The organism is Variovorax sp. V116, assembly GCF_041154435.1.
GTDB classification, from domain to species: Bacteria; Pseudomonadota; Gammaproteobacteria; order Burkholderiales; family Burkholderiaceae_C; genus Variovorax; species Variovorax paradoxus.
The window spans coordinates 3,978,516-4,003,579 of the sequence record NZ_AP028661.1; the positions used below are offsets into that span (position 1 = coordinate 3,978,516).

At 69.4% G+C, this 25,064-nt stretch carries 23 protein-coding genes; 7 read left to right on the forward strand and 16 right to left on the reverse strand.

The window, feature by feature from the left end:
- The 6 genes from ACAM58_RS18885 to ACAM58_RS18910 all read right to left on the reverse strand — a co-directional run bounded on the left by ACAM58_RS18885 (position 1) and on the right by ACAM58_RS18910 (position 6,013).
- Positions 1-795: an ABC transporter ATP-binding protein gene (locus tag ACAM58_RS18885; RefSeq protein ID WP_369663293.1), complete on the reverse strand. Its 795-nt coding sequence runs from the start codon at positions 793-795 to the stop codon at positions 1-3.
- Positions 789-1,871 (reverse strand): ABC transporter permease, encoded by a 1,083-nt coding sequence (locus ACAM58_RS18890; RefSeq protein ID WP_369663294.1) that lies wholly within the window; start codon positions 1,869-1,871, stop codon positions 789-791. The genes ACAM58_RS18885 and ACAM58_RS18890 overlap by 7 nt, the downstream gene beginning before the upstream one ends.
- Complete coding sequence (locus ACAM58_RS18895) at positions 1,868-2,881, reverse strand: ABC transporter substrate-binding protein (protein ID WP_369663295.1); 1,014 nt, start codon at positions 2,879-2,881, stop codon at positions 1,868-1,870. The genes ACAM58_RS18890 and ACAM58_RS18895 overlap by 4 nt, the downstream gene beginning before the upstream one ends.
- A gap of 22 nt (positions 2,882-2,903) precedes the next feature.
- Positions 2,904-3,728 (reverse strand): class II aldolase/adducin family protein, encoded by an 825-nt coding sequence (locus tag ACAM58_RS18900; RefSeq protein WP_015866646.1) that lies wholly within the window; start codon positions 3,726-3,728, stop codon positions 2,904-2,906.
- 149 nt (positions 3,729-3,877) lie between these two features.
- The gene (locus tag ACAM58_RS18905; RefSeq protein ID WP_015866647.1) at positions 3,878-4,987 is read right to left on the reverse strand and encodes an LLM class flavin-dependent oxidoreductase; all 1,110 of its coding nucleotides are present in this window, start codon (positions 4,985-4,987) and stop codon (positions 3,878-3,880) included.
- Positions 4,988-5,023: 36 nt separating this feature from the next.
- Positions 5,024-6,013, reverse strand: a complete 990-nt coding sequence (locus ACAM58_RS18910) for an ABC transporter substrate-binding protein (protein WP_015866648.1) — start codon at positions 6,011-6,013, stop codon at positions 5,024-5,026.
- Between the two features lie 109 nt (positions 6,014-6,122).
- On the opposite strand from ACAM58_RS18910, the gene ACAM58_RS18915 reads away from it, so the two are divergent.
- From ACAM58_RS18915 to ACAM58_RS18935, 5 genes are all read left to right on the forward strand, one after another.
- Positions 6,123-7,358 (forward strand): acyl-CoA dehydrogenase family protein, encoded by a 1,236-nt coding sequence (locus ACAM58_RS18915; RefSeq protein ID WP_015866649.1) that lies wholly within the window; start codon positions 6,123-6,125, stop codon positions 7,356-7,358.
- Complete coding sequence (locus tag ACAM58_RS18920; RefSeq protein ID WP_015866650.1) at positions 7,355-8,335, forward strand: ABC transporter substrate-binding protein; 981 nt, start codon at positions 7,355-7,357, stop codon at positions 8,333-8,335. Before ACAM58_RS18915 ends, ACAM58_RS18920 begins: the two co-directional genes overlap by 4 nt.
- The gene (locus ACAM58_RS18925; RefSeq protein ID WP_015866651.1) at positions 8,332-8,955 is read left to right on the forward strand and encodes a cysteine dioxygenase; all 624 of its coding nucleotides are present in this window, start codon (positions 8,332-8,334) and stop codon (positions 8,953-8,955) included. Before ACAM58_RS18920 ends, ACAM58_RS18925 begins: the two co-directional genes overlap by 4 nt.
- A complete protein-coding gene (locus ACAM58_RS18930; protein ID WP_015866652.1) occupies positions 8,952-10,577 on the forward strand; it encodes a rhodanese-related sulfurtransferase in 1,626 nt (541 codons plus the stop codon). The genes ACAM58_RS18925 and ACAM58_RS18930 overlap by 4 nt, the downstream gene beginning before the upstream one ends.
- Positions 10,578-10,705: 128 nt before the next feature.
- Complete coding sequence (locus ACAM58_RS18935) at positions 10,706-10,927, forward strand: hypothetical protein (protein ID WP_015866653.1); 222 nt, start codon at positions 10,706-10,708, stop codon at positions 10,925-10,927.
- A 15-nt stretch (positions 10,928-10,942) separates the two neighbouring features.
- Here ACAM58_RS18935 and ACAM58_RS18940 read toward each other — a convergent pair whose 3' ends face one another.
- From ACAM58_RS18940 to ACAM58_RS18975, 8 genes are all read right to left on the reverse strand, one after another.
- Positions 10,943-12,403 carry a DEAD/DEAH box helicase gene (locus ACAM58_RS18940; protein WP_015866654.1) on the reverse strand — a complete coding sequence of 487 codons (1,461 nt, stop codon included), beginning with the start codon at positions 12,401-12,403 and terminating at the stop codon, positions 10,943-10,945.
- A gap of 131 nt (positions 12,404-12,534) precedes the next feature.
- Positions 12,535-13,422, reverse strand: a complete 888-nt coding sequence (locus ACAM58_RS18945; RefSeq protein WP_015866655.1) for a neutral zinc metallopeptidase — start codon at positions 13,420-13,422, stop codon at positions 12,535-12,537.
- A gap of 99 nt (positions 13,423-13,521) precedes the next feature.
- The gene (gene dcd, locus ACAM58_RS18950) at positions 13,522-14,088 is read right to left on the reverse strand and encodes a dCTP deaminase (protein WP_015866656.1); all 567 of its coding nucleotides are present in this window, start codon (positions 14,086-14,088) and stop codon (positions 13,522-13,524) included.
- A gap of 82 nt (positions 14,089-14,170) precedes the next feature.
- Positions 14,171-15,457, reverse strand: a complete 1,287-nt coding sequence (gene guaD, locus ACAM58_RS18955; protein WP_015866657.1) for a guanine deaminase — start codon at positions 15,455-15,457, stop codon at positions 14,171-14,173.
- 96 nt (positions 15,458-15,553) lie between these two features.
- Positions 15,554-16,654, reverse strand: a complete 1,101-nt coding sequence (locus ACAM58_RS18960) for a BMP family ABC transporter substrate-binding protein (RefSeq protein ID WP_015866658.1) — start codon at positions 16,652-16,654, stop codon at positions 15,554-15,556.
- 108 nt (positions 16,655-16,762) lie between these two features.
- Positions 16,763-19,291 (reverse strand): penicillin acylase family protein, encoded by a 2,529-nt coding sequence (locus ACAM58_RS18965; protein WP_369663296.1) that lies wholly within the window; start codon positions 19,289-19,291, stop codon positions 16,763-16,765.
- A gap of 95 nt (positions 19,292-19,386) precedes the next feature.
- Positions 19,387-20,193 carry a helix-turn-helix domain-containing protein gene (locus ACAM58_RS18970; RefSeq protein ID WP_015866660.1) on the reverse strand — a complete coding sequence of 269 codons (807 nt, stop codon included), beginning with the start codon at positions 20,191-20,193 and terminating at the stop codon, positions 19,387-19,389.
- 87 nt (positions 20,194-20,280) lie between these two features.
- Positions 20,281-21,228, reverse strand: coding sequence for a LysR substrate-binding domain-containing protein (locus ACAM58_RS18975; RefSeq protein WP_015866661.1), 948 nt, complete (start codon positions 21,226-21,228; stop codon positions 20,281-20,283).
- A gap of 97 nt (positions 21,229-21,325) precedes the next feature.
- Here ACAM58_RS18975 and ACAM58_RS18980 point away from each other — a divergent pair, with 97 nt between their 5' ends.
- On the forward strand, positions 21,326-22,639 hold the full coding sequence (locus ACAM58_RS18980) for an MFS transporter (protein ID WP_015866662.1): 1,314 nt from the start codon (positions 21,326-21,328) through the stop codon (positions 22,637-22,639).
- Here ACAM58_RS18980 and ACAM58_RS18985 read toward each other — a convergent pair.
- A complete protein-coding gene (locus ACAM58_RS18985; RefSeq protein WP_174545091.1) occupies positions 22,600-23,661 on the reverse strand; it encodes an adenosine deaminase in 1,062 nt (353 codons plus the stop codon). The genes ACAM58_RS18980 and ACAM58_RS18985 overlap by 40 nt on opposite strands.
- A 156-nt stretch (positions 23,662-23,817) precedes the next feature.
- On the opposite strand from ACAM58_RS18985, the gene ACAM58_RS18990 reads away from it, so the two are divergent.
- A complete protein-coding gene (locus ACAM58_RS18990) occupies positions 23,818-24,105 on the forward strand; it encodes a c-type cytochrome (protein WP_015866664.1) in 288 nt (95 codons plus the stop codon).
- A gap of 21 nt (positions 24,106-24,126) precedes the next feature.
- Here ACAM58_RS18990 and ACAM58_RS18995 read toward each other — a convergent pair whose 3' ends face one another.
- The gene (locus ACAM58_RS18995) at positions 24,127-25,029 is read right to left on the reverse strand and encodes a LysR family transcriptional regulator (protein ID WP_015866665.1); all 903 of its coding nucleotides are present in this window, start codon (positions 25,027-25,029) and stop codon (positions 24,127-24,129) included.
- Positions 25,030-25,064: the final 35 nt, after the last annotated feature.

Consider the following 25,064-nt stretch of genomic DNA (forward strand, 5'->3'; position numbering starts at 1 on the left):
TCACCAGGTGGCGTCGAGCCCCAGATGCCGCAACGCTTCGTGCCGCAATTGCGCCAAACGCGCATGGCCGCGATGCCGCGGATACGGCAGGTCGACCACGATCTCCGCCGCAATGCGCGCCGGCCGGTCGCTCAGCACGATCACGCGGTTGGCGAGGAACAGCGCCTCTTCCACATCGTGCGTCACCAGCAGCGCCGAGAAACCCGCGCGCTGCCACAGGTTGACCAGCTCGCTCTGCATCGCAATGCGCGTGAGCGAATCGAGCTTGCCGAGCGGCTCGTCGAGCACCAGCAGCTGCGGATCGTTGACCAGCGCACGCGCCAGCGCCACACGCTGCGCCATGCCGCCCGAGAGCTGGTGCGGAAAGGCCTTGGCAAAGTCGCTGAGGCCGACAAGCTTCAGCGCCTCGTCGACGCGCCCGCGCTGCGCCTTGAGCACGCCGCGCGCCTGCAGGCCCAGCGCCACGTTGTCCCACACGCTGCGCCAGGGGTAGAGCGTCGGGTCCTGGAACACGACGATGCGCGACGGGTCGGGCCGCGTGATGGGTGCATCGTCCTGCGTGATGCGGCCGGCGGTGGCGGGCTCGAGCCCGGCCACGAGGCGCAGCAGCGTCGACTTGCCGCAGCCGCTCGGCCCCAGCAGCGCGACGAACTCGCCGGGCTTCACCGCAAGGTCGATGTCGTCGAGCACCTGCAGCGGCCCCGCGGGCACGTCGAACCAGTGGCTCACGCCGCGGATGTCGATGTGCGCGCCGGCCCGGCGCACGCCCGCTTCTGCAATGGCGGTGGCTACCATTTGACGGTCCCCTTCTGCCATGACAGCACGCGGTCGCGCACCTTGAAGAGCAGCGTGATCAGGCCCGAGCACAGCACCGCCATCACGATCAGCGCGGCATACATGTTCGAGTACGAGGCCCAGCCCTGCGCCCACGAAAGATAGAAGCCCAGCCCCGCCTTCACGCCCATCATCTCGGCCGTCACGAGCACCGAGAACGCCGCGCCCAACCCCATGAAAAGGCCCACGAAAACCTGCGGCAACGCAGCCGGAATGGCCACGCGCAGCACCAGGAAGCGCTCGCTCGCACCCATGGTGCGCGCCACGTCGTAGTAGTTGCGGTTGACGCCCGCCACGCCCGACCAGGTGAGCACCGCCACCGGAAATCCGGTCGCCAGCGCGATCAAAAACACCGCGGCCGCATAGCTCGACGGAAAGAAGAAGAACGCCAGCGGCAGCAGCGCCGAAGCCGGCACCGGCCCCACGAAGCGCAGCACCGGATGCACCCAGTAGCCTGCGATGCGCGACCAGCCGATGGTCACGCCCGTGAGAAAGCCCGCGAGCGCGCCCAGCACGAAGCCATGCGCGAGCAGCCGGGTCGAATGCAGCAGGCTTTCTCCGAGGCGGCGCCAGTCGTCGATGTAGGTCTCGACCAGGCTTTGCGGCGGCGCAAAGAACGGCGTGGGCAGCAGCGCGAGCTTGGCGGTCGCGATCTCCCAGATCGCGAACAGCACGGACAGCGCGACGAGCCATGGGCCCGCTGGCCGCAGTGCAATCGCGACGCGGCCGGCGCGCGGCCCGAGCGATGCGGCGGCCAGCAGCAGCGCGCCCACGGCGAGGGCGGCGATGCCGAACTCGTCGGTGTAGGCCCAGTCGCTGAAGCCGACGGCCTTGTTCGGCCAGTAGAGCGTGAGCAGGCCGAGGGCGAACCATGCGGCTGCGGCGGCGAAGCCGATGCGCCATGGGGGCAGGGCCGCTTGGATACGGGGCGATGTCGAAATGGGAGCCGGCGTGCGCTCGGGCGCCGCGGCCCCCACCCTGGCCCTCCCCCGGAAGGGGAGGGAATCGAAGCCCAATGCGGGGTCGGGGGTGCTCATGCGAGTGGATCGAAAGAGACGTGTTCGGCAAAGCGCACCGGATCGGTGGTCTTCTTGAGCACGCCGACGCCGCGGAAATCGCGCGCATAGAACTCCACCTCGTCGCGCAGGTTCTTGCCGAGCGGATGGTGGTTGTGCGTGAGCGTGCCAAGCAGCGCGCGCAGGTCCTCGATCGGCACCTTGGGCGAATACTTCGCAAACAGCTTGGCGGATTCGTTCGGGTTCTCGGCCACGTAGTCGGAAGCTTGCGCAATGGCGCGCACCAGCGCAGCCACGGCCGGCTTGTCCTTGCGCACGAGTTCGCCGCGCGCGCCGACGATGCAGCAGACCTTGTCTTTGTATTCGCCCGAGAGGTTGCTCGCAATCTCCACGAAGGCGCCCTTGTTGCGCTTCTCGATCAGGTAGACGTTCGGGTCGCCATCTGCAATCGCATGGATCTCGCCCTTCTGCACGGCAATGTCGAGCAGGTCGGCCGGATACTGGCGCCAGGTCACGTCCTTGTCGGCATCGATGCCGTTCTTCGCGAGCAGGATCGAGAAGAAGTTCTTGCCCGGGCTCGCGATGTCCGACACGCCGATGATCTTGCCCTTGAGGTTTGCGATGCTGGTCGCACCTGCGCTCCTGGCGCCCACCAGCCGCACGCAGCCGCCGTGCGAGCTGCCGACGATCTTCACGTCGAAGCCCGACTCCAGCGGCTTGAGCCAGCGGTGGATCATGCCCACCGCCGCATCGGCCTTGGCCGTGGCCAGCGACTCCAGCAGCTGGTCGGTGGAACCGGTGTAGTTGATCAGGTCCACCTGCAGGCCGTTGCGCTCGAAGTAGCCGCGCTCCTGCGCGACGACGACGGGCGAGAGGCAGAACGCGGCGGCGTTCCATGCAAAGGTGAGCTTGCGCGCCTGCTGCGAGAAGGCCTGCGAGGCGATCAGGCCGCCAGAGGCGACCACGGCAGCGGCGGCGCCTCCGCGCAGGACACCCCGGCGCGATACGGGGCGTGAGAAAGAAGCGGTCATCGAGAACTCCAGTGGTTTTTCTTCAGAGCAGCAGTTCGGGCTCCGCCTCGACCAGGCCTTGATAAAGGCTGTCGAAGGAATGGATGGCCCCCTCCGGCCCTCCGATCTGGCTGTGCGTGTGGCGCGCGGTTTCCTCGTCGATGGGCTGCGGCTTGCCGGCGGCCTCGGCGAGAAGTTGCGTGTGGCAGGCGTTGTCGAGCGCGATGTACCACCACGCGGCGGCCTCCACCGTCGGGCCCGCAGTCAGGATGCCGTGGTTCTTGAGAATCGCGCCCTTCTTGTCGCCCAGCGCCCGCGCGATGCGCTCGCCCTCGCTGGTGTCGACCACCATGCCGGTGAAGTCGTCGAACAGCGCCACGTCGCCGTGGAACACGCAGCTGTCCTGCGTGATCGTGTCGAGCTTGCGGCCGAGCGTCGACCAGGCCTTGCCGTAGGTCGAATGCGTGTGGGCGGCGGCAACGATCTTCGGGTTGTGCTCGTGGATCGCGGCATGGATGGCGAAGGCGGCCTTGTTGAGCGGCCGGTCGCCGATCACCGTCTCGCCCTTCGAATTGACGAGCAGCAGGTCCGAGACCTTGATGCGCGAGAAGTGGATGCCCAGCGGGTTGACCCAGAAGTGATCGCTGAGCTCCGGGTCGCGCGCGGTGATGTGGCCCGCGAGGCCTTGGGCGAAGCCAAAGCGCGCGAACAGGCGGAACGCGCCTGCCAAGCGCTCCTGCCGGTGGCGGCGCTCAGCCTGCACGCTGGTGCGCGGGGGGATGGGGTCGAACCAGTACTTCTGCTGCGGGTAGGGGTTGAGCTCGAGCGGCTGGGGGGCGTTGCGGTCGATGGAAAGAACGGCATTCATCGGAGATCTCTTGGGGTATTGGGTGTTGCTCCTTCCCCTTCCGGGGGAAGGCTGGGATGGGGGCACGACGGCTTCAAACGCCATGGCGGTGGTCGAGGCCGCTTGCCCCCACCCCTGCCCTCCCCCGCAAGGGGAGGGAGAAAGTCAGGTCACGCCGCTTTGCGAGCCGAAGCCGCACGCTGCGCCACCAGCTCGCGCACACGCGGAATCAGCTCGCGTCCATAGTCGACCGCGTCTTCCAGCGGATCGAAGCCGCGGATCAGGAAGGTGGTCACGCCCAGGTCGTAGTAGTCGAGCAGCGCATCGGCCACCTGCTCGGGCGTGCCGACCAGCGCCGTGCTGTTGGAGCGGCCGCCGATCTCCTGCGCCACCGCCGTCCACAGCCGCTTGTCGAGCCGCGTGCCCTTCTCGGCCGCGGCGAGCAGGCGCTTCGCACCTTCGCTCTGCTGCGGCCCGCCGCGGTTGTAGCCCTGCACCACGCGCAGGCGCTTCGTCTCGGCCAGGATGTTCTCGGCGCGCGCCCATGCGGCCTCTTCGGTCTGCGCCAGGATCGGGCGGAACGACACCGAGAAGCGCACGCTGCGCCCGTGCTTCGCGGCCTCTGCACGCACGCGCGCCGTGAGTTCGCGCGCCTGGTCGAGCGACTCGCCCCACAGCGCATACACGTCGGCGTACTTGCCGGCCACCGGAATCGCCGCCTCCGAGGCACCGCCAAAGTACACCGGCACATGCGGCTTGCCGTTGCGCGTCTGCAGCGGCTTCACTTCGGAGAAAGCGTTCTGGAAGCGGTAGTGCGCGCCTTCATGGTCGAAGGGCTTGTCGGCGGTCCACACCTTGTGCAGCACGTCGAGGTATTCGTCGGTGCGCGCATAGCGCTGGTCATGGCCGAGCCAGTCGCCGTCGCGGCGCTGTTCCTCGTCGGAGCCGCCCGAGATGTAGTGCACCGCGAGCCGGCCGCCGCTGAACTGGTCGAGCGAGGCGAACTGGCGCGCCGCGAGCGTGGGCGCCACGAAGCCCGGGCGGTGCGCAAGCATGAAGTGGATGCGCTCGGTGACCGATGCGGCATGGGCCACGGTCAGCGTGGCGTCGGGGCCGGTGGAATGGTGCGGCACCAGCACGCGGTCGAAGCCCGCGTTCTCGTGCGCCTGGGCAAAGGCGCGCACGTAGTCGCGGTCGATGGCCGGGCCCTTGGCCGCGTGGATCTCCGAGACCTTCTGGCCCTGGATCATGCCGATGAATTCAACGTCGTTCTGGCTCATGGTGTCCTCGTGTTTTCAGGGTGATATGTGTGTTGTTCAGGCGGCGGGCAGGCGCAGCAGGCTCTCGAAGCGGCGGTCCCACAGGGGCTTCACGTCGGCGGGCCCATCGAGCACGCCGATCTTCAGGAAGGTGTCGGCCACCTCCTGGTGGCTGCGCACCACCGCATCGGTAACCGGGCCCAGGCTGTAGTCGCCGCTGCGGCCGTTGAAGAGTTCGACCAGGTCGCCGACCGGCACGCGCGTCTCGGCCGACTGCGCACGCGCATAGGCCAGGAAGTTGCCGTTGATCCATGCGAAGGCGCGCTGCAGGCGCTGCAGCAGGTCGCCCAGCGCCGCGCGGCGCAGTTCGTCGTCGAGCGCACGCGGGTTGGCGTAGATCGGGAAGTTGCCCGAGAGGTAGCCCACCCCGGTCTTGATGGTGCGCGCGCCGTACTGCGTGCGCGCCAGCTGGCCGTTGTAGCCGTAGATGGCCCAGGCATCGAGGTCGCCGCGCGCGAAGGCCGAGAGGCCGTCCGAAGGCGTGAGGCTCACGGCCTGGATGTCGCTGAACGAAAGCCCCGCCTCGGCCAGCTGCCTGGCCAGGTAGTAGTGCGAGGTGGTGGCGCGCACGTAGCCCACGCGCTTGCCCTTGAAGTCGGCGATGCGGCGGATCGGCGAATCCTTGCGCGCCAGCGTGGCCTGGTTGTTGAGGTCTTCATGCGTCACGGCCACCAGCCGCACGCTGGATTTCTGGCGCGCCGCGAACACCGGCGGGATCTCGCTGCCCGAGCCCAGGTCGAGCGCATCGCCGTTGATGGCCTCGATGTGCAGCACGCCGTTGTTGAGCTCGCGCCAGTCGATCTTGTAGGGCGTATTGGCTTGGCCGGAGGCCTGCAGCAGCGGCCGCCAGAGCCCCTTGTAGGTGCCCACGCGCAGTGTCACGCCAGAAAGGTCGCGCGCCGGTGCCGCGCCCACCGCGCCCAGGGCGCTCCAGCCCGCGGCGGCCTGGAGCAGGCGTCGCCTGTCGATGGGGAAGTCAGATGTCATGCACCGGACCGTACCGAGGCAGCCGGCAAAAGCGAACGCAGAAAAACGAGTTTGCATATGCGGGATGCGTCGTTTCCGGTGCGGCGCGGCCCCGGTACCGTGCGCAGCCATGAGTGCACTCCCCTTGCGCCGCCCGCCGGCCACGAATGAAGACCATCCCACGCCTGCCACCGTCGATGCCGCATTGCTCGCGCATCTGTCGGCGCAGTTCGCCGCCACCGCGGCCGACCACGACCGCAGCGGCGCCTTTCCGCATCCGAACTTCGCGGCCTTGCAGTCGCACGGCCTCGTCGGCCTGGTGGCGCCCGCGGCGCATGGCGGCGGCGGCGCCACGCTGGCCACGGCACGGCGCGTGATCGCGGCCGTGGCGCGCGGCGAGCCGGCCACCGCGCTGATCCTGACGATGACCTACCTGCAGCACCACGCACTCGCGCGCAGCGACAGCCGCTGGCCGCCGCACTTGCGCGAACGCGTGCTGCGCAGCGCAGTGGAACGCGGCGCGCTCATCAATGCGCTGCGCGTCGAGCCCGCGCTCGGCTCGCCCGCACGCGGCGGGCTGCCCGCGACGGTCGCGCGCCGCGAAGGCGGCGGCTGGAGGATCGATGGCCACAAGCTCTACACGACCGGCATCGAAGGCTTGTCGTGGCTCGCCGTGTGGGCCCGCACCGACGAGGCCGTGCCGCGCACCGGCGTGTTCCTGGTGCCGCGCCATGCACCCGGTGTGCGCGTGATCGCGAGCTGGGACCATCTGGGCCTGCGCGCCTCGGGCAGCCACGAGGTGGTGTTCGAGAACGTGGCGATCGAGCTCGACCACGCGGTCGACCTTCGCGCCCCGGCCGACTGGGCACCCGATGCCGGCAGCCAGACCGACATCGACGCCCACGCCGCGCAGCAGGCCTGGATGACGGTGCTGCTCGGCAGCCTCTACGACGCGGTGGCGCAGGCCGCGCGCGGCTGGCTGGTGAGCTTCCTGAACCATCGTGCGCCCGGCAGCCTGGGTGCGCCGCTCGCGAGCCTTGCGCGCGTGCAGGAGCATGTGGGAGAGATCGAGGCGCTGCTTCGCACCAACCGCGTGCTGCTCGACGATGCGACGCGCGCCGTCGACGAAGGCCGCGCGCAGCCGGCCGCCGACAGCGGCCTGCTCAAGTACACCGTGACGGGCAACGCCATCCGTGCGGTCGAACTCGCGCTGCAACTCAGCGGCAACCACGGCCTCGCGCGGCAGAACCCCCTCGAGCGGCACTACCGCGACGTGCTGTGCAGCCGCATCCACACGCCGCAGAACGACGCGGTCCTGGTTGCGGCGGGCAAGCGCGCATTGCTTTCCGAGGGGGCCGCCGCATGACCGACCTGCTGTTCTCCAAGGCCTCGCGCCGCCATTGGCTCAAGCAGGGCGCGGCGCTCTCGTTCGCAGCCACCGCGCCGCTGGGCGCATGGGCGCAAGCGCAAACCACGCTGGTGCTCGGCGACCAGGCCGGCGGCCTGCGCGCGCTGTTCGAGGCCTCGAAGGCGCTCGAGGGCGTGCCCTTCGCCTACCGCTGGGCCAACTTCCAGGGCGCGGCGCCGCTGTTCGAGGCGCAGCGCAGCGCGGCCGTCGACACCGCGGTGGCCGGCGACCTGCCGGTGCTGGCGGCGGCGGTCGGCCGGACGCCGCTGAAGATCGTCGCCACGCGCGTCGGCAAGGCCGATGCGCTGGGCATCGTGGTGCAGCCCGATTCGCCGTTGCGCCAGGTGGCCGACCTGCGCGGCAAGACGGTGATCGTGTCGTCCGCGCGCGGCAGCATCTCGCAATACCAGCTCTACGGCGCGCTCGAGGAAGCCGGCGTGCGGCGCGACGAGGTCACGGTGAAGTTCGTGCTGCCGACCGATGCGGCCGCGGCCTTTGCCTCGAAGCAGATCGATGCCTGGGCTGTGTTCGATCCCTACTACACGATCGCGCTGCAGCAGGGCGGGCGCATCCTGCGCGATGGGCGCGGCATCAACACGGCGCTGGGCTTCATCACCGCGAGCGAGCCGTCGCTCGCCGACCCCGCCAAGCGCGCCGCCATCGTGCAGTTTCTGGACCGGCTGGCGCGCGCGGGCGAATGGGCGCTGGCCACCCCCGAGGCCTATGCGCAGGCCTACAGCCAGCTCACGCGCCTGCCGATCGAATCGGCCCGCATCATCACGGCGCGCGCCTCGGTCACGGGCCGGCCAGTGTCCGAAGCCGACATTGCCGCGCTGCAGACGGTGGCCGACCGCTCGGCGCGCGACGGCATCCTGCCGCTGCGCGTTGACGTGCGCGCCATCACCGATGCGCAGCTGTGGAAGCGTCCCGCGTGAGCCGCGCGTCTGGCGCCATCGCGCCGCTGCGTGAATTCATCGTCGCATTCGGCCGCCTGCTCGACAGCGGCCCCAACGAGCCGCGCATTCTTTCCGAAGGCGGCGCCCTGCTCCGCCGGCTGGTGGCGCAGGACGACTGGCTGCCCGATGCCTTTGCCCAGCCCGACCCGGCGCGCTACCAGCAGTTCTTGCTGCACGCCGACAGCACCGAGCGCTTCTCGGTCGTGAGCTTTGTCTGGGGACCGGGGCAGGCGACGCCGGTGCACGACCACACGGTGTGGGGCCTGATCGGCATGCTGCGCGGCGCCGAATACAGCCAGGCCTATGCCGTCGGCAGCGACCGCCAGGCTCGGCCGCAAGGCGAAGCGGTGCGGCTGGACGCCGGCAACGTGGAGGCCGTGTCGCCCGCCATCGGCGACCTGCATCGCGTGCACAACGCGCATGCAGACCGCGTATCCATCAGCATCCACGTGTACGGCGCCAACATCGGCGCCGTCCAGCGGCATACTTACCCGGCCGAGGGCGCACGCAAGCCCTTTGTCTCGGGCTACTCCAACACGCTGCTTCCCAACCTGTGGGACCGCTCATCCGAACCCAGATCGACGACGACATCCGCATGACGACCACCGCCTTCCCCCTGCTGCCCTTCGCCGCCGTGCGCGCGCGCCTGCTCGCACGCGACGAAACCGCGCTGCTCGACGTGCGCGAGGAAGACCCCTTCGCGCAGGAGCATCCGCTGTGGGCCGCCAACCTGCCGCTCTCGCGCATCGAGATCGAGGCCTGGCGGCGCATTCCGCGGCGGGACACCTTCATCGTGCTGTACGGCGCGCACAACGGCACCGAACTGGCGCCGCTCGCCGCGCGCACGCTGGCTGCAATCGGCTACACCAACCTGCACCTGCTCGAAGGCGGCCTCGAAGGCTGGCGCGCGGCCGGCGGCGAGCTGTTCCGCGACGTGAACGTGCCGAGCAAGTCCTTCGGCGAACTGGTCGAGCACGAGCGGCACACGCCCTCGCTCTCCGCGCCCGAGGTGAAGGCGCTGGTCGAGGGCCAGGCCGACGTGGTGGTGCTCGACGCGCGCCGCTTCGACGAATACCGCACGATGAGCATCCCCTCGGCCACCAGCGTGCCCGGCGCCGAGCTGGTGCTGCGCGTGCGCGAGCTGGCACCCGACCCGGCGACGCAGGTGATCGTCAATTGCGCGGGCCGCACGCGCAGCATCATCGGCACGCAGTCGCTGGTGAATGCGGGCATTCCGAATCCGGTGGCGGCGCTGCGCAACGGCACCATCGGCTGGAAGCTCGCGGGGCAGGTGCTCGACCATGGCGCGGACCGCAAGGCGCCGGCCGTGGTGTCCGATGCGCACCGCGTGCAGGCACAGGCCGATGCGCGGCGCGTGGCCGAGAGGGCCGGCGTGCGCCGCATCGGGCTCGATGCGCTGCACGCGCTGGAGGCCCCGGGGCGCACCGTGTACCGCTTCGACGTACGCACGCCCGAGGAATACGAGGCCGGCCACCTGCCCGGCTTTGCGAGCGCACCCGGCGGCCAGCTGGTGCAGGAAACCGATCACCAGGTGCCGGTGCGCGGCGCACGCATCGTGCTGGCCGACGACGACGGCGTGCGGGCATCGATGAGCGCGTCCTGGCTCGCGCAGATGGGCTGGGAGGTCTACGTGCCCGACGCGGTGCCGCCCGCCTCGGCCTTCACCGAGACGGCTGCGCCGCCGCCCGCCTACCCACCCGCCGCGGCCGCCGTGGCGGAGATCTCGCCCGTGGAGCTGGCGGCCTTGCTGAAGCAGCAGATCGGCACGGCGGTGATCGATGTGACCACCAGCGCCAACTACGTGAAGCGCCACATCCCGGGTGCCTGGTACGCCATCCGCGCGCAGCTCGCGGGTGCGATCGACGCGGCCATTCCCGCATCGCAACGCTATGTGCTGACCTGCGGCAGCAGCCTGCTCGCACGTTACGCCGCGGCCGACCTGCGCCTGCTGCTCGATGCGCGCGGCCAGCGCGACGTGGAAGTGCTGTCGCTGGCCGGCGGTAACGCGGCATGGTTTGCGGCAGGCCTGGAGGCGGAAACCGGCGAGACGCGGCTTGCGACGCCGCGCACCGACCGCTACCGCAGGCCCTACGAAGGCACCGATGCACCGGCGGAGGCCATGCAGGCCTACCTGGACTGGGAATACGGCTTGGTCGCGCAGCTGGCGCGCGACGGCACGCACCATTTCCACGTGATCTGAGGCGCGGTGCGACGGCCGGCTTGCAACCGGCCGGTCACATTATTTCGCGGGGGTAAAGGAGGTCATCCGCCGTTCGCGCGGGGCGTTTTCTGGGAATACCCATCACAACTCGTCCCAGGAGCATCGCCATGAGACTGCCTGTTCTCGCCCTCTCGGCCGCCGCGCTGGCGGCCACCCTGACCGGCTGCGTGGTCGCGCCGGCGCAACCTGTCTACACGGCGCCACCGGGCGTTGCCTACGTGGCCCCGACCTATGTGTCGCCGGGCGTGGGTTTCGTCTGGAGCTACCACCCGCGCTACGGCTATGGCTGGCACCACCCGCGCTACGGCTGGCACCGCGGATGGAGGTGAGCCCCGGGCGGGGCCTCAGCTGGTTTCGGCGCTCTTGAAGAGGGCCGCGACCTTGCGCTTGGTCTTGATGTTGCTCGAGATGCCGCGTGAAGGTGCTGCCTTGGCGGCGGCTTCCCAGGCCGGCGTGGCGTCGGCCTGGCCCGGTTCGTAGGGCTTGTCGAAGAACGGATCGCGCGGCGCGGAAGGTGCGCGGTGCGGGCGTCCGCCGCCGCGCCGGGCTTCGGTCTCGCGGCGCTCGCGCGGCTGGTCGAGCACGTCGCGCGCATCGCCGGCTTCGCCTTCTTCGCGCCAGTGGCGGCGTCCGTCGTTGATGCGGCCGCGCGGGCGGTCTTCCTCGAACTCGACGGGTTCGAGCTCGATCTTCTTCTTGATCAGCTTCTCGATGTCGGCCACCAGGCGCGCGTCGTTGCCGCCGCTCGCAAAGCTCACGGCCAGGCCCGAGGCGCCGGCGCGGCCCGTGCGGCCGATGCGGTGCACGTAGTCTTCGGCGTTGAACGGAATGTCGAAGTTGAAGACCGCGGGCACGTCCTTGATGTCGAGGCCGCGGGCCGCGACGTCGGTGCACACCAGCAGGTCGACCTCGCCGGCCTTGAACGAGGCGAGCGCCTTCAGGCGTTCGTCCTGGCTCTTGTCGCCGTGCAGCGCGGTGGTGCGAAGGCCGTCGCGCTCGAGCGAACGCGCCAGGCGCGCACAGCCGAGCTTGCTGTTGACGAACACGAAGGCCTGCGTGATGCCGCGCTGCTTCACGATCTGCTTGAGCGCGCGGCGCTTGTCGTCGTCGGTCACGCTGTAGAAGTGCTGCTCGACGGTGGAGGCCGTTTCGTTCGGCCGCGCCACCTCGATGGTGACCGGGTTCTGCAGGTAGCTGCCCGCAAGCCGCTTGATCTCGGGCGAGAAGGTGGCCGAGAACAGGAGCGTGGTGCGCTGCTTGGGCAGGTAGCTCAGGATGCGCTGCAGGTCGGGCAGGAAGCCGATGTCCAGCATGCGGTCGGCCTCGTCGAGCACCACGTACTCCACCTGGTTGAGCACCGCGTTCTTGGCCTCGATGTGATCGAGCAGCCGGCCCGGCGTGGCCACCAGCACTTCGACGCCCTTCTTGAGCTCGAGCGTCTGCGGCTTCATGTCGATGCCGCCGAACACCACCGTGCTGCGCAGGTTGGTGTACTTGGCGTACAGCTTGACCTGCTGGGCCACCTGGTCGGCCAGTTCGCGCGTGGGCAACAGCACCAGCGCACGCACCGGATGCCGCGCGGGCGAGGTGGAGGCGTTCTCGTGCTTGAGCATGCGCTGCAGCAGCGGCAGCGAGAACGCCGCGGTCTTGCCGGTGCCGGTCTGCGCGGCCCCCATCACGTCCTGCCCCGAAAGCACGACCGGAATGGCCTGTTCCTGGATGGGAGTCATGGTCTCGTAGCCCATTTCGGCTACGGCGCGCGCCAGCGGTTCCGCCAGCGATAGATTGGAGAAGGAGCTTGTCATTAAGCCTTCTATTGTCGCACTGCCGCAAAAAATGGCAGTGACAGCGGCGCGACAAACTCCGCGCCAGCTGTATTGCTACTTATTTCATAGCAACTTGTTCAACAACCACGGGCATTTGACGCCCTCGATGCTCAAAGATTGCGTGCATTGAAGGTGTCGCAGGACTTGACATCGCCGCTTTGATAGCCCGCGCCGAACCAGCGCTGGCGCTGCGCGCTCGATCCGTGGGTGAAGCTGTCGGGCACCACGGCGCGGCCCGCGGAACGCTGCAGCGCGTCGTCGCCGATCTTCTGCGCGGCATTCATCGCGGCCTCGATGTCGCCCGGGTCGAGCCACTTCTTCGACTCCTGCGAATGGTGCGCCCAGATGCCGGCAAAGCAGTCGGCCTGCAGCTCGACGCGAACGCTCAGCGCGTTGTTCTGCGACTGGCTCAGGCGCCCGCGCATGCCGTCGACCTTGGCGGTCACGCCGAGCTCGTCCTGCACGTGGTGGCCGACCTCGTGCGCAATGACGTAGGCCTGCGCGAATTCGCCGGGCGCGCCGAGCTGGTTCTTGAGCGTGTCGTAGAAGGCGAGGTCGATGTAGACCTTCTTGTCGCCGGGGCAGTAGAACGGCCCCATCGCCGCCTGGCCGGTGCCGCATGCCGTGGGCGTGGCGCCGCGGAACAGCACGAGCCGCGGCGGCTGGTAGCTGCCGCCGTTCTGCCGGAAGATGCCGCTCCACACCACCTCGGTGTTGCGCAGCACGGTCGAGACGAAGGCCGCTTCGCGGTCGTTCGAGGGCGGCTTGGGCGCAGGGCCTTGCTGCTGCTGCACCTGCACCTGTTCGCCACCGCCGCCGCTCAGCAGGCTCAGCACGGTCAGCGGATTGATGCCGAAGATCCAGCCTGCGATCAGCGCCACGGCAATGGTGCCGATGCCGATGCTGCGCCCGCCGATGAAGCCGCCGCCACCGCCGCCGCCGTCTTCACCGCGGCGGTCTTCCACGTTCTCGGATTGTTCGTTGCCTTCCCATCTCATCGCAGTCTCCTTGCCGGCCTTGCAGGGTTTTGCCGGATCGCCTCTGGATGGTACTTGGCCCGGCCGCCGGCTGCGTAACCGGCGGTCAGATTGCGCGGCTCAGGTCTTGGGCAGCGTGACGCCGCGCTGTCCCTGGTATTTGCCGCCGCGGTCCTTGTAGCTGGTTTCGCAGACTTCGTCGCTCTCGAAGAACAGCACCTGCGCGCAGCCCTCGCCCGCATAGATCTTGGCGGGCAGCGGCGTGGTGTTGCTGAATTCGAGCGTCACGTAGCCTTCCCATTCGGGCTCGAAGGGCGTCACGTTGACGATGATGCCGCAGCGCGCATAGGTGCTCTTGCCCAGGCAGATGGTGAGCACGTTGCGCGGGATGCGGAAGTACTCGACCGTGCGCGCCAGCGCGAAGCTGTTGGGCGGGATGATGCAGTAGTCGCCGTGCATGTCGACGAAGCTCTTCTCGTCGAAGTTCTTCGGGTCGACCACGGTGCTGTGGATGTTGGTGAAAACCTTGAATTCAGGCGCGCACCGGATGTCGTAGCCGTAGCTCGAGGTGCCGTAGCTGATGATCTTGTGGCCGGCGGCCTCGCGCACCTGGCCGGGCTCGAAGGGCTCGATCATGCCGTTCTGCTCGGCCATGCGCCGGATCCATTTGTCGCTCTTGATGCTCATATGCGGTCGCTGATGCTGCTGCGGGGAGGAATGGCGCGAATTGTGGCACGCGCCATGCCCCGGCCCTGCGGCGAGCTTGCGGCTATCCCGCCTGCGAGATCACCGTGCGCTCGACCAGCCGGTCGTCGCCCAGCACGATCATCGCGAACAGCAGCTCCTCGAGGCTGTTCGCGCGCGCGGCCTTGCGGGCCAGCAGCGGCGTGGCCTGGGGGTCGAGCACGAGGAAGTCGGCCTCGCAGCCGGGCTGCAGGTTGCCGACCGCGCCATCCAGCCCGAGCGCGCGCGCCGCGCCGCCGGTGTGGCGCCACCAGAGCTCGGAAGGCGCGATGCTCAGGCCGGCCTTGGTCTGGCCCTCGCGGCCCACGTAGTAGGCGGCCAGCATCGTGTGGAAGGGGCTGAAGCTGGTGCCGCCGCCCACGTCGCTGGCCAGGCCGTAGGGGTAGCCCACGCGGTCGGCCGCACCAAAGTCGAAGAAGCCGCTGCCCAAAAACAGGTTGCTGGTCGGGCTCACGGCCGCGGCCGTCTTGGTGTCGCGCAGCAGCGCGCGGTCGGTGTCGTCCAGGTAGATGCAGTGCGCATACACGGCGCGCTCGCGCATCAGCCCGAAGCCGGCGTACACGTCGAGGTAGGAGCGCGCCTGGGGATAGAGCTCGCGCACCCACGCCACCTCGTCGCGGTTCTCGGCCACGTGCGACTGGATCCAGGTGTCGGGGTACTTCGCGGCCAGCTCGCCCGCGCCGCGCATCTGGGCGTCGGTGCTCGCGGGCGCGAAGCGCGGGGTGATGGCGTAGCCCAGCCGGCCGGTGTTGTGCCACTTGCGGATCAGCGCCTCGGTGTCGATGAGGCTCTGCTCGGTTTCGTCGCGCACGCCGTCGGGCGAATGCCGGTCCTGCAGCACCTTGCCGCTGATCATGCGCAGGCCGCGGCGCTGGGCGCCCTCGAAGAACGCATCGACCGAGGCCACGTGCGAAGTCGCAAAGGCCAGCGCGGTCGTGACGCCGTTGCGCAGCAGTTCGCCGAAGAACACGTCGGCCACCTCGTTCGAATGCGCAGGGTCGGCAAACCTGGCTTCCGCCGGGAAGGTGTAGTTCTCGAGCCAGGGCAAGAGCCCCGGCGAGGGCGAACCGATGATGTCGGTCTGCGGAAAGTGGATGTGCATGTCCACGAAGCCCGGCGCGAGGATGCGGCCCGGCAGGTGGGTCAGCTCGGCATCGGGGTGGCGCGGCGACACGGCGGCATGGCTGCCGGCATCGAGCACGCGCTGGCGGCCGGCGCTGTCGGGCGCGACGACCAGCAGGCCGTCTTCATCGAAAACGGGCAGGCCGGCATCGTCGAATCGCAGGAGGGAGGCGCGGTAGGCTTTTTTCATCGTGGCTGCCGAGGGTAATCCAGGCCCGGGCCGCTGCAATTTCCATGCGCGTATGAGTGCTATATGCCAAAGCCACTCGGCAAGCGCCCGGCCGGGTCAACGCCCCACGCGCCCCTGCACGCCTTCCACGAGCCAGTTCATCTTCAGGATCTGCTCGTCGTTCAGTTGCGCACCCTTGGCGATGACGGTGCGGCCTTCGTTGTCGCGCACATCGGCCGCCACCGCGCGGAAGGGCTGCAGCCTGCCCGCCGCAATGTCCTTCTGCCGCGCCAGCACTTCCTGCTGCACCGCCTTGGGCACCTTGCGGCCGAAGTCGCCGACGCGGATCATTCCTTCCTTCACGCCGCCCCACACATTGCCGCTCTTCCAGCTGCCGTCGAGCACCGCGCGCGCACGCTCGGTGTAGTAGCCGCCCCACTGGTGCGTGACGGCGACGATCTGCGCGTCGGGCGCGATCTTGCGCATGTCGGAGTGGTAGGCCACGGCCAGCTTGCCGCGTTCCTGCGCCGCGGCCATCACCGCCGTGGAGCCGGTGTGGAAGGCGATGACGTCGGCGTTCTGGTTGAACAGCGCCATGGCCGCGTCGCGCTCCTTCGGCGGATCGAACCATTCGTTGAGCCACACCACGACGACCTTGGCATTCGGGTTCACCGAGCGCATGCCGAGCGTGAAGGCGTTGATGCCCTGCAGCACCTCCGGAATGGGAAAGCCCGCCACGTAGCCGGCCACGTTCGTCTTGGTCATGCGGCCAGCCGCGATGCCCGCGAGGTAGCGGCCTTCGTAGTAGCGCGCATTGGCGGTGGCAACGTTGGGCGCGGTCTTGTAGCCGGTGATCGACTCGAACTTCACGCCGGGAAAATCGCGCGCCACCTTGAGCGTCGGCTCCATGTAGCCGAAGCTGGGCGTGAAGATCAGCCGGTGGCCCTGCTGCGCGAGGTCGCGGATCACGCGCTCGGCGTCGGCGCCTTCGGGCACGTTCTCGACGAAGGTGGTGCTGACCTTGCCGCCGAGCGCCGCATCGACGGCCTTGCGGCCCTCTTCATGCTGGCGCACCCAGCCGGCATCGGTGACCGGCGTGACGTAGACGAAGCCGATCTTCAGCGGCTCCTTGGAAGACTGCGGCTGCGAAAAGGCGGGAGTTAAAAAACAAGCGGCTGCCCACGCCAGAATGGCGCGGCCCGCGAGGTTTTTGTACATGGTGTTCCTCTACATGGCCCCGGAAACGACAAACCCCGCAACGGGCCGGGGCGCCTGATGCGGGGTGGGGATTTTAGTGCGGTGCCGCCGGCGCGCCGCGCGCAAGGCCTATTCGCTCACCACCGCGCTGCGGTAGGCCGCGTCGGCCTTGATCTCGGCTTCGGAGAACGGCACCCTCTGCCACTGCCCCGCGCTGTAGGCGCGCGTGTAGTCGGCGTTGTGGGCCGAGGCCGGGTCGTCCGACAGAGAGAACGTGAGGAAGGTATGCGCCTCCACGCCGCCTTCGGGGAAGCGCACGACCTGCATGTAGCTGTTGCCGTTCGGGTTGCCGTCCATCGTGTAGCCGCCCTTGTCGAGCCGGTTCTCCGAGCAGGCGATGGTGAAGTAGCCCGGGCCGTGGCAGCCGCCGTACAGCGGTATCTTCTGGCCGCCGCGCGTGGCGAACAGGTAGTCGCCGCGCTGCGCATCGAGTGCGAAGCCGCTGGCTTCCACGCGCGCGATGGCTGCGCCGAAGGCCTGCTGCAGCGCGGCCTGCGCACCGGGCTTCAGGTCGCGCGGCGTGTGGATCGGATCGCTCGCGCTGAAGGGCACGTTGTAGAGCGTGGCCGATGGCTGCAGTGCGGCGCGGCTCCAGAACTCGTCCCAGACGTGGGCGCCGCGCGCACCGGTCACGCCGGTGTTGTTCCAGGCCTGGAGCGCCGCGCAGGCGGGGCCGGTGTCCACGTCGCGCCCGATGGCGGCGCCGCCTTGCGGATCGGTTGCCACGTTGATCGTTGGCGTGGCGCACACCATGGCCAGCGCCTGGTCCTTGAACAGCTCGGCCGTCAGCACGCGGCTGTTGAGCACCATCTGCTTGACGGTGTCGGCGGTGGCCGCCTTGCCGGCGTAGTTGTCGGTGCCGTCGATGCGACCCTGCGCCAGCAGGTTGCCCAGGCGCGTGCGGAAGCTCACGGCCTCCGTGCCGGCCGGACCCATGATGTCCGGGTAGCCGGTCATCGGCGCCTTCGGGTTCGCGAGCCAGTAGCTGTCGTTCGAATTCTCGACGTAGTCCTCGCGCATCAGGCTCGGCATGCGGGAGGCGCCGAGCGCGCCCTTCTGGGCGGAATCGGCATCGGTCTGCCAGTCGCAGGCACTCCTGGAGCCATCGAAGACCGGCACGCGCGGCAGCGAAGCGCCGATCGCCGCACCCAGCGGCGTCGTGCAGCTCGCCACCTGGGCGGGCGACACATTGGGGACCGCGCCGATGTCGGCATACCAGGCCTTGGGCGCGCCGCGGCCCACGGCCACGGTGTTGACCCACGGAATGGCCGACTCCTCGCGCTGGATGGCGATGAACTCGTCGAGCGACTTCGCCTGGTTCCAGCGCAGCCAGTTGCGGAAGGTGCGGTAGTTCTCGCCGTTGATGTCGCGGATCGCAAAGGCCGTGGTCTGGCTCCAGGCCAGCGCGGCGTTCAGCGGCGCCAGGTTGACCATCGGCCCGTACTCCGACTTGTAGAGCGTGCGCGTCACCGGCGCCATGCTGCCGTCGGCCTGCTTCACGTCGACCGTGATGTTCAGCGCCTGCATCTTCACGGCGCTGCCGTCGCGCATGTAGCGGGTCGGGTCGCCCGCCGCCAGCTTGAGTTCGAAGAAGCCGAAGCGGCGCGCGGTCGACACCGTGTGGCTCCATGCGATGTTGTCGTTGAAGCCGATCAGGATCACCGGAACGCCCAGGAAGGAGGTGCCGCTGATGTTGAGCTGGCCCGGGATCGTGAGCTGCGCCTGGTAGAAGCGGTCGGGCCCGCGCCAGTACCAGTGCGGGTTGCCGAAGAGCAGCGGGCTCGCGTCGCCGGTGGCCGCGGTGCCGAAGCCGATCATGTTGCTGCCGACGCCTTCGTGCCCGCCCACCTGCAGCTCGGGCATGCGCATGCCGGCTGCCGCGAGTTGCAGCCCCGCCTTGCCGAGCCTGCCGCGCGCGGCGGTCTTGGCGGGCGCAGCCGGTGCCGGAGCGATCGCGTTGGCGATGTTCGGCAGGAAGTTGCTGTAGCCGCCCGCGAGATTGGCCGCGTACATGCGGCGGTAGATGTCCTCGGCCGCGATCGGCTTCACCCAGGCTTCGCTCCGGCAGGCCTCGTGCGCCGCGCCGCCGGCCTTCAGGTCGCGCAGATAGCGGTTGTAGCCCGCGGCAAAGCCCTCGACCAGTTGCCGGAGGTTGTCGGGCTGCGCGGCAATCATCTTCTCGAGCACGTCGGCCGAGATCACGTGCCGGTGGAAGAAGTCGGAATCGATGTTCTTCGGCCGCCCGATGGTGCTGCCGGCCACCAGTTGCGCGTCGCCGCCAAGGTACTGCGAACGCTCGCCGCGGTAGGTGAGGAACGAGTCGGCCATGGTGCAGAGGTTGTCCTCGGCCTGCGCGTAGCCGTAGCCGTAGCCCGCGCCGGACCAGGTGTCGGCCTTGATGTGCGGCACGCCCATCGCGGTACGGCGGATCTCGGCCTTGTAGGCGCTGTCGGCCGGCGGGTTGCCGGGCGGCTGGCCGGTGACGGGGAGGAACGAGAACCCGTTGCCTCCACCGCCGCCGCAGGCAGTGAGCACGGCCGCGGTGGCCAACGCGAGCAGGGACAGCGGCATGGCGCCGCGCGAGGATGTCTGTCTCATGGATGTCTCCGGTTGATGCTCTCTTGATGGAGCACCTGCAGCCTACGCAGGGAGACAGGCCGCGGCTTGAACGCAGCCGCTGTCATGCGCGCCGCTCAGTGGACGGTCGCGTGGCCCCAGGCGTGCGAGGCCTGCGCGTCCGCCGTCACATGCACCCGGCTCGCGAGAAACGACGGCGGCAGCCCGAAGTAGCGCTGGAAGGTGCGGCTCATGTGCGCCGCATCGGTGAAGCCGCTGACCAACGCCACGTCGGTGAGCGGCCGATGCCCGGTGAACTGCTGCACCGTGCGCCGCACCTTGGTCCACAGCGCATAGCGCTTGACCGACACGCCCACCTGCTCGGCAAAGAGATGCGTCAGCCGGTCGGGCGAGAGGCAGGCCACGGCCGAGAGCTTCTTCAGCGGGATCTGGCCGGCGTGTTCGCGGATGGCCTGCAGCACGCGCTCGATGCGCCGGTCGATCGGCGCCACGAGCTCCGGGCATCCGGTGATCGCCTCGACCATCCTGGCGCTGAGCGACTGCAGCCGGGCGTCGCCAAGCAGCCCGCGCTGCGCGGGTTCGAAGTCGTCGCGCAGCTTGCCGAAGCAGCGCGCATCGATCGGCTCGATGCCGTGCCCGCCCATGCAGCGCGCGAGCATGCGGTAGGCGCTCGATGCCGGATCGAGGTTGAGCGACAGCAGCCCGCAACCATCGACGTCGAGCCGGCGCGACACATGCGGGGCCACCAGCGCGGCGGTGCAGTGCACGCGCGTGCCGTCGAGCGCCTCGAGCATGAACGGATGGCCGCTGACCGACGCCAGCAGCGTCGCCGACGAGCGCGCCGTGAGCCCCGACTGGATCGCCGGCGTGATGTAGAGAAACCTGTCGTCCCAGAGGTGCAGGAAGTTTTGCTGCGTGGTCATGCCGTGTCTCTTTTTTGTCTTGTCTCCGGCGACGAATTCTCATGCATCGGCACGGCGCGAGGGCTACGGGATTGTGCCCGGTGCGGCTCAATGAAGCTGCGCCGGCTCCGCCTGCACATGCTCGCGCACGGCCTCCAGCAGCAGCGCATCGAGCCGGGCGACCGGCGCCTCGGCCGCGGCCTGCGCGCGATAGAGCATCAGCGACATCTGCGGCAGCGCCGGCAGGCCGATGGCCGCGCGGTCGATGGCACGCACATGCGCGGGCAGGCCGAAGGGTGTGCGCACCGACAGGCCCAGCCCGGCCGAGGTGGCGGCCCACAGCGCGGCCAGGCTGGCGCTCGTGAACGCATGGCGCCACGGCGTGCCGGCGCGGTCGAGCGCGGCCACCACGATCTCGCGCAGCGGGCATGGCGCATCGAGCAGCACCAGCGGCAGCGGCTCCTTCGACTTGCGCACGCTGCTGCCGCGGCGCTCGCGCTCCTTCCACCAGGCCGCGTCGAGCGCATCGGGCGACCTCGGGCCGATCCATTGCAGCGGCAGCCGCGCCACGCGCTCGCCGTGCGGCGTCATCTGCTCGCCGGTGTCCCACATCAGCGCCAGGTCGAGCTGCCGAAGTTCGAGCCGTTCGCGCAGTTCGGCGCTGCGCGCCACGCAGGCCTCGATGCGCACCTTGGGATGCGCGCGCGCAAAGCGGCCGAGCACCGCGGGCAGCAGCGTTTCGCCGAAGTCTTCCTGCAGGCCGAGCCGCACCCAGCCCTGCAGGTCTGCACCGCGCATGGCGGCACCCGCTTCTTCGTTGAGTTCGAGCATGCGGTGGGCATAGGCCAGCAGCGTTTCGCCCGCGTCGGTGAGCTCCAGCCCGCGGCCGGCCTTGCGGAACAGCGCGGTGCCGGCCTGCGCCTCCAGTTTCTTGAGCTGCGCGCTCACGGCCGATGTGGAGCGGCCCAGCCGGTCGGCCGCGCGCGCATAACTGCCCAGCGCGATGCCAGTGGAAAAACTGCGCAGCACATCGAGATCGAACATCACCTGGGACATGGATCCACCCTTCGTTGATCGTCCTGTTTTTTGGGACGATTGGCTCATTATTTTCTGATTTTCAGGATCTTTGCAACGGCGGACACTGCACCGCAACATGATCCATTCGCCCTCCTCCCCTTCCTGTTCCCCGCGCCACCGCTGGAAGGTGCTGGCCGCCGGCGTGGCTGCCAACGCGGCGTTCTCCGTGGCCTTCAGCGGCATCCCGATGACCGCGGTGCTGATGCGCACCGGCTACCAGCTCGACAACGCCACGCTCGGCCTCGTGCTCGGCCTCATGGGCCTGGGCATCGCGGTCAGTGAGCTGCCGTGGGGACTGCTGACCGACCGCTGGGGCGACCGGCCGGTGCTGCTCACGGGTCTTGGCAGCACCGCCATCGCACTCGTGGCGATGGCGCTCTGGGCCGCGCCCAGCGCGCAGCACATCCCGGGCCTCGGCTGGCTCGGCGCCGGCCTGCTGCTGGTGGGCCTGCTGGGCGGCAGCGTCAACGGCGCGAGCGGCCGCGCGGTGATGACGTGGTTCGACGCCGGCGAGCGCGGGCTTGCGATGAGCATCCGCCAGACCGCGGTGCCGCTGGGCGGCGGCATCGGCGCGCTGGTGCTGCCGTTCGTCGCATTGCACTTCGGCTTTGCCGCGCTCTACGGCCTGCTGGCGGTGCTGTGCGCGCTGAGCGCAGCCATGAGCTGGGCCTGGGTGCATGAGCCCCCTGTTGCGCCGGACGCGCCGCGCACCAGGGCCGATGTTGCCGAAGCCGCGGCCATGCCGAAGAAGAGCGGCCCGCTGCGCGATGCCCGCGTCTGGTGCATCGTGCTGGGCATCGGCATCCTGTGCGCGCCGCAGTTCGCGGTGCTGTCCTTCGGCACGGTGTTCCTGCACGACTTCGGCCATGCGGGCCTTGCAACCATCACGGCCACCATGGTCTTCGTGCAGGTCGGCGCGATGGCGATGCGCGTATGGAGCGGCCGCTGGACCGACCGCCGCCGCAACCGCCCCGCCTATCTGCGCGCCTGCAGCGCCCTCAGCGTGCTGCTGTTCGCAGGGCTCGCGATGCTGGTGATGGCGGCGGGCACGCACGCGGCCGATTCAGCGGCGCTGCGCATGGCACTGGTGGGGCTGCTCGCGGCCAGCGGCGTCTGCGTATCGGCCTGGCACGGCGTGGCCTACACGGAACTGGCCACGCTGGCCGGCGCGGCCCGCGCGGGCACCGCCCTCGGCATGGCGAACACCAGCGTGTTCCTGGTGTGCTTCATCACGCCCTTCTCCATCCCGCACCTGCTCGCGCTGCAGGGCTGGCCGCTGGTGTGGCTTGCGGCCAGCGCCTGCGCGCTGGTGGCGATGCCGCTGCTGGTGCCGCGGGCCGCCGCGGCCGGTCAGAAGCTCGCGAAGACGGCGTTGAGCCGGTCGACGTAGGCGCGCTTGGCGGCGGCGTCGATGAAGCTGCCTTCGAAGCTGTTGGCCGCGAGCTGCCAGGCCTGCTGCACGCCGAGCCCGGTGGCAGCGAAGGTCTGGGTGAAGTTCTGGTTCATGTAGCCGCCGAAGTAGGCCGGGTCGTCCGAATTGACGGTGGCCACCAGCCCCGCGTCGAGCAGCGCGCCCAGGTTGTGCTGCGCCAGGTCGGGGAACACGCAGAGCTTGAGGTTGGAGAGCGGACACACGGTGAGCGGAATGCGGTCCTGCGCGAGCCGCTTCATCAGCGCCGGGTCCTTTGCGCTCTGCACGCCGTGGTCGACGCGCTCGACCTTGAGCACGTCGAGCGCGCTCCACACGTAGGCCGGCGGGCCTTCCTCGCCCGCGTGTGCGACAAGATGGAAGCCCAGCTCGCGGCAGCGCGCGAACACGCGCGCGAACTTCTCGGGCGGATGGCCGACCTCGCTCGAATCGAGGCCCACGCCGATGAACTTGTCGCGGAACGGCAGCGCCTGCTCCAGCGTTTCGAAGGCCTCTTCCTCGCTCAGGTGGCGCAGGAAGCACAGGATCAGCGCCGCGCTCACGCCGAGCTTCGCCTCTGCATCCGCGCATGCGCGGTGCAGGCCGTGGACGACCGTCTCCATCGGCACGCCGCGCGCGGTGTGCGTCTGCGGGTCGAAGAACATTTCGGTGCGCACCACGTTGTCGGCCGCGGCGCGCTCCAGGTAGGCCCAGGCCATGTCGTAGAAGTCCTGCTCCTTCAGCAGCACGCTGGCGCCGGCGTAGTAGATGTCGAGAAAGCTCTGCAGGTTGGTGAAGGCGTAGGCGCGGCGCAGCGCTTCGACGCTGGCGTACGGCAGGGCCACGCCGTTGCGCTGCGCGAGCGCGAAGATCAGCTCGGGTTCGAGCGAGCCTTCGATGTGCATGTGCAGCTCGGCCTTGGGCATGGCGCGCAGCAGTTCGGGCAGGCGCTCGGCGGCGATCTTGCCGAAGCTCTGGTCGAAGACGGGGCGGTAGTCGGTCATGGTGGGAAAATCGGCGTTGTGATTTCCGCACAGCATAAGCGCAGCCGCCCCGAGGGAGATGCGCCAGAACGTATAGGGCCCATGCCTCTCATTTCAAAACGTCCATCGCGCAACAGGCGGAAACTTCTGTCGCTCGCGCTGCGGGTTTCGCTGCTGATGTCCGCGCCGGCATTCGCCGGCACTGTCGACGGGGCGCAGGCACTGGCCCGCGACCACGGCTGCCTCGCCTGCCACGGCATGCTCCGAAAGCAGGTCGGCCCCGGCTTCGCGCAGATCGCCGAGCGCTACCGCGGCGACGCGGCGGCGCCCTCGCGGCTGGCCGCAAAGATTCAGGGCGGCAGCGTGGGCACCTGGGGGCGCGTCATCATGCCCCGCCAGCCGCAGCTGAGCGATGAAGAGGCGAAGGCGCTGGCCGGGTGGGTTCTTTCGCAGCCGCCGCCATGAAGCGCGGCCGCGGTCAGCGCGTCAGTCGTTGAACGCCCGCAGCATCGCCCTGCGCAGCCATGTCTCCGCCGCGTCCTTGTCGGTCACGGCGCGCCAGGCCAGCTTGATCTGGTAGCTCGGACTCTCGAACGGCAGCGCCTCGCAGCGAAGCCCGCCCTGCGCCGACAGCGCCAGCGCCACATGCTCCGGCACCGTGGCCAGGAGCTCGGTGCCCGCGAGCACGGCCGGCAGGCTGCCGAACTGCGGCACCGAGAAGGCCACCTCGCGCTGCCGGCCGAGTTCGTTCAGTGTCTCGTCGACGGTGCCGCACAGGTCGCCCGCGTAGGTCACGAGCACGTGCCGCCGCCGGCAATAGTCGTCGAGCGTCAGTCTTGCGGCCGCGGTGTCGGCGCGCAGCAGCGCAAAGCGTGCCGTGCGGACCTTGCGTATCTTGGCACCCGCCGGCAGATCCTTCAGGAAGGTCATGACCGCGCTGACCTGCCCTTCGTCGAGATAGCGCGCGGCGTTGCGGTAGCAGACCGTCAGGGTCACCAGCCTGGCGCGGGGTGCTTCCACGCTGAGCGCGCGAAGCAGCCGCGGCAGCATCGCGATCTGCAGGTCGTCGGTGAGCCCGATGCGAAACACCGGCGCGGCGCGCGCGGGCTCGAAATCCGCCTGCGCGCGGAACGTGGCCTCGATCTGCTCGAGCGCCGGACCCAGTCCCTGCATCAGCGCCAGTGCCCGTTCGGTCGGCTCCATCACCCGCCCCTGGCGCACCAGCAGCGGATCGCCCGTGAGCTCGCGCAGCCGCGCCAGCGCGTGGCTCACGGCCGGCTGTCCCAGGTGCAGCCGCTGCGCAGCCCGGCTGACGTGCCGCTCGCGCATGAGGGCCGCCAGCACGGTGAGCAGGTTGAGGTCAATCCGGCTGAGTTCGATCGGTTTCATCCAGGCGCCTTGAAGTCATCGATTCCATGCATAGC